Source organism: Rhizobacter sp. (assembly GCF_035702065.1).
Lineage (GTDB): Bacteria > Pseudomonadota > Gammaproteobacteria > Burkholderiales > Burkholderiaceae_C > Rhizobacter.
In genome coordinates this window covers 1-7,034 of record NZ_DASSRA010000048.1, presented here as the reverse complement: position 1 = coordinate 7,034, position 7,034 = coordinate 1, and the positions used below count along the sequence as shown (strand labels likewise).

Genomic DNA, 7,034 nt, shown 5'->3' with positions numbered 1-7,034 from the left:
CCGTCACCTCGCAGGCGGCGGCGGCCACCGTGGCCGGGTCGTCGACGAGCTTCACGCCGGCCAGCAGCCGCTGCACCTGGTCGGGCGTGACGGGGTGCTTGCACGTCACGTCGTAGACCTTGTTCACATGCTTCTTGGGCGAGGTGAGGCGGTGGATCAGTGCGCCGTCGTCGGTGAAGAGCAGCAGGCCGGTGGTGTCTTCGTCGAGCCGGCCGATGCTTTGCAGGTCGCGCCGGCGCAGCGGCACGGGCAGCAGGCTGTATACGCTCATGTGGTGCTTGGGCTTTTGGGAGCACTCCACGCCCTGCGGCTTGTTCATCACGATCAAGGCCTTGGCGTGGTACGGCCACGCCTCGCCGCGCACGCTGAACACGAGGCCATCGGGGTCCAGATCCTCGAACGGGTCGTCGTGCACCTGGCCGTCGATGCTCACGTGGCCGGAGGCGATCAGGCCTTCGCATTCGCGGCGGGCGCCGAAGCCTTGGGAAAAGAGGATCTGCGAGAGTTTCATGGGAGCTGGATGGCGGGAACCCCGGCATCATCGCTCACGATAATCGCGCCCGTGAAACCGCCGGCCTACCGCTCCACCATCGTCGCCCTTGCCCTGGGCCAGCTCCTGACGTGGGCGGCCCTGTTCTATGGCTTCTCCTCCTTCGTGCTGCCCATGCAGCGCGAGTTCGGCTGGAGCAAGCCCGGGATGATGGGTGCCTTCACCCTGGGCATGACGGTGTGGGGCGTGAGCAGCTACGCCGCCGGTGCCGCCATCGACCGCGGCCAGGGCCGCTGGGTGATGGCGCTGGGCGCCGCGCTGGCCGGCGTGGGCTTCCTGCTGTGGTCGCAAGTCCATGCGCTCGCCTGGCTCTACGTCGCCTGGGCATTGATGGGCGCGGCGATGGCCATGTGCCTTTACGAGCCCGCGTTCTCGGTGCTGACCAAGCGCTTCCCCGACCACTACCGCGAAGGCATCACCTCGCTCACGCTGGTGGGCGGCTTTGCCAGCACGCTGTCGTTCCCGGCCGTCGCGTGGCTGATCGCGACCTGGGGTTGGCGCGATGCCCTGGTGGTGATCGGCGTGGTGCTGCTGTGCGGCGTGGCGCCGTTGCACGCCTGGGCCCTGCGCGGGCCCGACACGCCGGCGCGCCCCGCCGCGCACGACGCGGCCGATGACGCCACCTTGCACGAGGCCCTGCGCCACCGCGCGTTCTGGCTGCTGACCATCACCTTCACGCTCTACGCCTTCGTGTCGGCCGCTTTGTGGGCGCACATCATGCCGGCCTTCGCCGCCAAGGGCACGAGCGAGGCGCAGGCCCTGGCGGCGGTGATGTGGGTCGGCCCGGCGCAGGTGGCGGGGCGCATCGTCTACCTCTGGCTGGGCCGATACGTCACACCGCGCCGGCTGGGCCTGGTGGTGCTGGCGGGCACACCGGCCTCGCTGGCCGTCTTCGCGCTGGCCGACCACTTCGGTGCCTTGCTGGTCTTCGCGGCCTGCTTCGGCATCGCCAACGGGCTGAGCACCATCGTGCGCGGCAATATCGTGCCCGACTACTTCGGCCGCGAGCACGTGGGCCGCATCAGCGGGGCGATGACGACGATCGCGCTGGTCTCGCGCGCGGCTGCGCCGGTGGCTGCCGCTTGGCTGCTGCTGGTCGTGCCCGGCTACCGAGAGGTGATGCTGGTGCTGGCCCTGCTGGGCGTGGGTTCATGGCTGGCGTTTGCGCTGGCCCGCCCGCCGCTGCGATGATCGGGCCCATGAAAATCGCCACCTTCAACATCAACGGCATGAACGCCCGGCAGCCGCGCCTGCTGGAATGGCTGGCCGAAACCTCGCCCGACGTCGCCTGCCTGCAGGAGCTGAAGACGCCAGACGAGAAGTTCCCACACGAGGCGCTGCGCGAAGCCGGCTACGAGGCCATCTGGCACGGCCAGAAGTCGTTCAACGGCGTGGCCATCCTGGCCAAGGGGGTGAAACCGCAGGAGCGCCGCCGCGGCCTGCCCGGCGACCCCGACGACACGCACAGCCGCTACATCGAGGCTGAAGTCAATGGCATCGTCGTGGGCTGCCTCTACCTGCCCAACGGCAACCCGCAGCCCGGCCCGAAGTTCGACTACAAGCTCAAGTGGTTCGACCGCCTCATCGAGCATTCGGCCAGCCTGCTCAAGGAAGGCAAGCCGACGATCCTGCTGGGCGACTACAACGTGATCCCCACCGACGACAAGGCCGACATCTACAACCCCGCCTCGTGGGTGAAGGACGCGCTGACCCAGCCCGAGAGCCGGGCCGCCTACTTCAGGATGCTGGACCAGGGCTGGACGGACGCCATCCGCACCCTGCACCCGGGCGTGCCCAAGTACACCTTCTGGGACTACATGCGCCAGCGCTGGCAGCGCGACGCGGGCTTCCGCATCGACCACCTGCTGCTCTCGCCCGAGCTGGCCAAACGGCTCAAGGCGGGCGACGTCGACCGCGACACCCGCGGCAAGGAAAAGGCCAGCGACCACGCGCCGGTGTGGGTGCAGCTGGGCTGAGCGAGCCCGCCCGGCTCAGGGCCGCTTCTCCAGTGTCATCACGTCGTTCTCGCGCTTCATCTGAAAGCGGCTAAGAAAGCTGTTACCCAGCAGCACGTAGGGCATCTGAGACGGGATCACCAGTGCCTCGACGTTGTAGACCGTCACGTCGCCCACGCGCACCGAGTTGAGCACCACGCGGTGCACGGTCACCATGCCGTTGGCCGTGCCTGCCATGCCGCTCCGGCCTTCCTGGTACTTGATGCCGATGCGTTCGGCGTCCGACTGGCTCATGGCGATGCTGGTGGCGCCGGTGTCCACCACGAAGTCGACCGCGCGTCCATTGATCGAGCCGCCTGTGACGAAATGGCCGCCTGGCCCGGCGGTCATCACGATGCGCGATCCACCGCCCTCGCTGGCTGCGCCGCCCAGGTTCGCCGGCGTGCCACCCAGGGGCACGGTGGTGCGCTGTCCACCGATCTCGACCACCGAGGCATCGGCCGTCACGCTCACCAGCTTGACGCCCTGCACCGTGCTGCCCACGGCCACGGTGCGCGGGCTGCCGTCGATCAACAACAAGGCCTTCTCGCCCAGTCGGCCACTCATCGAGACGGTCTGCGCGCCAGCGGTGAGGCTTGCGAGCAGCAGCCCGGCCGCGGCGAGCGTGCGCATGTTCAGTCGCGGAAGTTGTTGAAGGAGAGCGGCGCGTCGGGCACGTCCTTGCGGATCAGTGCCATCGCGGCCTGCAAGTCGTCGCGCTTGGCGCCGGTGACGCGCACCGTGTCGCCCTGGATGGCGGCCTGCACCTTCATCTTGCTTTGCTTGATGAGGTTCTGGATCTTCTTGGCGGTGTCGCTGTCGATGCCGCTCTTGACGGTAATCTGCTGCTTGACCTTGTCGCCGCCGATCTTCTCGATCTTCGCGCTGCGGTCGAGAAAGCGGATGTCGACGTTGCGTTTGGTCATCTTGGCCAGCAGGATGTCGAGCACCTGGCCGATCTGGAAGTCGCTGTCGGCGTAGACCGTGAGCTCCTTCTCCTTGAGCTCGACGCGGGCCGAGGAGCCCTTGAAGTCGAAGCGGGTGCCGATTTCCTTGGAAGTTTGATCGACCGCATTGCGCACCTCGACGAGGTTGGGGTCGAGAACGGCGTCAAAGCTGGGCATGGGGCAAGTCTCTGGCTGCTTAATAGGCGAAAATTCTGCCATGCAAATCGAGTCGGGCGTGAGCCTGAAACCCTACAACAGCTTCGGCCTGCCGGCGGTGGCGCAGACGCTGGTTCGCGTGGCGAGCGATGCAGACGTGCGGCAGGTGGTCGACCACCCGCAGCTTGGCCGCTCGCCCAAGTTCGTGCTGGGCGGTGGCAGCAACATCATCCTCACGCGCGACATGCCGCAGGTGGTGCTCAAGGTCGAGGTCATCGGCCGCCGCCTGGTCGAGGAGCGCGCTGACGCATGGATCGTCGAAGCCGGTGCCGGTGAGAACTGGCACGAGTTCGTGGCCTGGACGCTCGCGCAAGGTCACCCTGGCCTGGAGAACATGGCGCTGATCCCCGGCACGGTGGGCGCCTCGCCGGTGCAGAACATTGGCGCCTACGGCATCGAAATGAAAGACCGCTTCGAATCGCTCGACGCGGTCGATCTGGTGACGGGGCGCACCGTCACGCTGAGCGCCGAGCTGTGCGCCTTCGGCTACCGCGACAGCGAGTTCAAGCGCTCACTGGCCGGCCGCGTGGTCATCACCCGAGTGCGCTTCCGCCTGCCCAAGCCCTGGCAGCCCGTGCTGGGCTACCTGGAGCTGGAGCGCAAGATGACCGAGACGGGCATCTCGCAGCCCAGCCCGCAGCAGGTGTTTGACTGGATCTGCGCCATCCGCCGCGCCAAGCTGCCCGACCCGGCGGTTGTGGGCAATGCCGGCAGCTTCTTCAAGAACCCGGTGGTTACGCCCGAGCAATGCCGCGACATCATCGGCCGCGACCCGGAGATCGTTCACTACCCCATGCCCGACGGCAGCATGAAGCTCGCAGCGGGCTGGATGATCGACGCCTGCGGCTGGAAGGGAAAGACCGTGGGCCGAGCCGGCGTCTACGAGAAGCAGGCGCTGGTGCTGGTGAACCGCGGTGGCGCCATTGGCTCGGAGGTGATGACGCTCGCACGCGCCATCCAGGAGAGCGTCTACGGACGCTTCGGCATCCGGCTGGAACCGGAGCCGGTGGTGGTCTGAATCAACCGAAGTGGCAGACGTAGTGCAGCGTCTGCGTCACCTCGATGTCGAAGGACGACTTGCCCGGGACGCTGAACGACTGCCCGGCGCTGTAGGCCAGCCAGCTGTCGCTGCCGGCGAACTTGACGCGGCACACGCCCTCGATGAGTTCCATCACCTCCGGTGCGCCGGTGTTGAAGCGCAGCGACGAGGGCAGGATCACGCCCACGCTCTTCTTGCTGCCGTCGGCCAGCTCGATGCTGTGCGAGACGCACTTGCCGTCGAAGTAGACGTTGGCGCGGGTGCTGACGGTGGCGGTGATCTTGTCGGTCATGGCGAGGAGGTGATGCGGTTTGAAGGGGGAGGGGGCAAAGTGTAAGTGCACCTAAAATCAGCGGCTCACCTGAACGCCCTCTCCAACGCTTCCACCCCATGGCCACCATCCTCCAAAGCCTGCCCCTCGGGCAGAAAGTCGGCATCGCTTTCTCCGGCGGGCTCGACACCAGCGCCGCCCTGCACTGGATGAAGAAGAAGGGCGCGCTGCCCTATGCCTACACCGCCAACCTGGGCCAGCCCGACGAGCCGGACTACAACGAGATCCCGCGCAAGGCCATGCTCTATGGCGCCGAGAAGGCGCGCCTGATCGACTGCCGCTCGCAGCTCGCAGCCGAAGGCATCGCGGCGTTGCAAAGTGGCGCCTTCCACATCACGACCGCCGGCGTGACCTACTTCAACACCACGCCGCTGGGTCGCGCCGTCACTGGCACGATGCTCGTCACCGCGATGAAGGAAGACGACGTCAACATCTGGGGCGACGGCAGCACCTTCAAGGGCAACGACATCGAGCGCTTCTACCGATACGGTCTGCTCGCCAACCCGTCGCTCAAGATCTACAAGCCCTGGCTCGACCAGGCCTTCATCGACGAGCTGGGCGGCCGCGCCGAGATGTCGGCCTTCATGAGCCAGGCCGGCTTCGCCTACAAGATGTCGGCCGAGAAGGCCTACTCCACCGACTCCAACATGCTCGGCGCCACGCACGAGGCCAAGGATCTGGAGCACCTGAACAGCGGCGTGAAGATCGTGCAACCCATCATGGGCGTGGCCTTCTGGCGCGACGACGTGGTGGTCAAGGCCGAAGAGGTGACCGTGCGCTTTGAAGAAGGCGTGCCGGTGGCGATCAACGGCGTCGAGTACAGGAGCCTGGTCGACCTGATCATGAAGGCCAACGAGATCGGTGGTCGCCATGGCCTGGGCATGAGCGACCAGATCGAGAACCGCATCATCGAGGCCAAGAGCCGCGGCATCTACGAGGCCCCGGGCCTGGCGCTGCTCTACATCGCCTACGAGCTGCTCGTGACCGGCATCCACAACGAAGACACCATCGAGCAGTATCGCGACCATGGCCGCCGGCTGGGCCGCTTGCTCTACCAGGGCCGCTGGTTCGACCCGCAGGCCATCATGCTGCGCGAGACGGCGCAACGCTGGGTGGCGCGTGCCATCACCGGCGAGGTGACCGTCGAGCTGCGCCGTGGCAACGACTACTCCATCCTGAACACGGTCTCCAGCAATCTCACCTACAAGCCGGAGCGCCTGACGATGGAGAAGGGCGAGTCGATGTTCTCGCCGCAAGACCGCATCGGCCAGCTCACCATGCGCAACCTCGACATCAGCGACACGCGCGACAAGCTCGGCATCTACGCCGCCGCCGGGCTGCTGACCGGCGACGCATCGACCGAGATGCTGCGCCTGGACGACAAGAAGAACTGAGCGCGCAGCCGGCTACGCCACCTGCTCGTGGCGCAGCCGGATCAGCGTGGACTGAAGCAGCCGCGCATCGGCACTCGCACGGTGGCGCTGGCCCGTCATGGCGCGGCTCACCTGCAGTTTGGTTGATTGCCACTGGCGGGCCTCCTGCTCGGTCAGCAGGGCGCGCAGGCTGTCGAGCCTGAAGCTGGGCACCATCTCGGCCTCTTCATACAAGGTGGCGAGCCATGGGTAGTCGTGCGCCCAGCCGTCGCTGTAGACGGTCTGGCCGCGCAGGCATTCGTTGAGGGCGCGGGCCACTTCGCGCGCGTCGCGGCCGTGCTGCTCCAGGGTGGCGCGGGGGATGTGGTGGATCTTCTCGGCAGCCGGATCCCAGTGCGTCCAGCCGGGGGCCGGGCGGATCAGGCTGCAGAAGCTGCTGGCGTTGGGGAGCACGCAACCCACCTCGATCGGATAGCTCGCCCGCCCGAAGCCCGACGCCTCGATGTCGAGGAAAGCGGGTGCTTCCACCAGGCGCGGTGCGGAGGCGACGACCATGCAGCAGCATAAGCAAGAAGCGGCCCGCA

Annotated in this window: 9 protein-coding genes; 4 read left to right on the top strand and 5 right to left on the bottom strand. The window is 67.0% G+C overall.

What is annotated here, in order from left to right; genetic code table 11:
• Positions 1-511 (bottom strand): pseudouridine synthase (locus VFL64_RS02190; RefSeq protein WP_489538743.1); only part of this gene is annotated, 511 nt, incomplete at its 3' end.
• Positions 512-562: 51 nt separating this feature from the next.
• On the opposite strand from VFL64_RS02190, the gene VFL64_RS02185 reads away from it, so the two are divergent.
• Together VFL64_RS02185 and VFL64_RS02180 are read left to right on the top strand one after the other, a co-directional pair.
• On the top strand, positions 563-1,741 hold the full coding sequence (locus VFL64_RS02185; RefSeq protein WP_489538742.1) for an MFS transporter: 1,179 nt from the start codon (positions 563-565) through the stop codon (positions 1,739-1,741).
• An 8-nt stretch (positions 1,742-1,749) separates the two neighbouring features.
• Positions 1,750-2,526, top strand: a complete 777-nt coding sequence (locus tag VFL64_RS02180) for an exodeoxyribonuclease III (protein WP_489538741.1) — start codon at positions 1,750-1,752, stop codon at positions 2,524-2,526.
• 15 nt (positions 2,527-2,541) lie between these two features.
• On the opposite strand, the gene VFL64_RS02175 is transcribed toward VFL64_RS02180, so the two are convergent.
• On the bottom strand, positions 2,542-3,177 hold the full coding sequence (locus tag VFL64_RS02175) for a retropepsin-like aspartic protease family protein (RefSeq protein WP_489538740.1): 636 nt from the start codon (positions 3,175-3,177) through the stop codon (positions 2,542-2,544).
• A 2-nt stretch (positions 3,178-3,179) separates the two neighbouring features.
• Positions 3,180-3,668, bottom strand: coding sequence for a YajQ family cyclic di-GMP-binding protein (locus VFL64_RS02170; protein ID WP_489538739.1), 489 nt, complete (start codon positions 3,666-3,668; stop codon positions 3,180-3,182).
• Positions 3,669-3,708: 40 nt separating this feature from the next.
• Here VFL64_RS02170 and murB point away from each other — a divergent pair, with 40 nt between their 5' ends.
• Positions 3,709-4,725, top strand: coding sequence for a UDP-N-acetylmuramate dehydrogenase (gene murB, locus VFL64_RS02165; protein WP_489538738.1), 1,017 nt, complete (start codon positions 3,709-3,711; stop codon positions 4,723-4,725).
• Between the two features lies 1 nt (position 4,726).
• Here murB and ppnP read toward each other — a convergent pair whose 3' ends face one another.
• Complete coding sequence (gene ppnP, locus VFL64_RS02160; protein WP_489538737.1) at positions 4,727-5,038, bottom strand: pyrimidine/purine nucleoside phosphorylase; 312 nt, start codon at positions 5,036-5,038, stop codon at positions 4,727-4,729.
• Positions 5,039-5,136: 98 nt separating this feature from the next.
• Between ppnP and argG the strand changes: the two genes are divergently transcribed.
• Positions 5,137-6,471 carry an argininosuccinate synthase gene (argG, locus tag VFL64_RS02155; RefSeq protein WP_489538736.1) on the top strand — a complete coding sequence of 445 codons (1,335 nt, stop codon included), beginning with the start codon at positions 5,137-5,139 and terminating at the stop codon, positions 6,469-6,471.
• Between the two features lie 12 nt (positions 6,472-6,483).
• Here the strand turns inward: argG and VFL64_RS02150 are convergent, their stop codons facing one another.
• Positions 6,484-7,005, bottom strand: coding sequence for a 3'-5' exonuclease (locus VFL64_RS02150; protein WP_489538735.1), 522 nt, complete (start codon positions 7,003-7,005; stop codon positions 6,484-6,486).
• Positions 7,006-7,034: the final 29 nt, after the last annotated feature.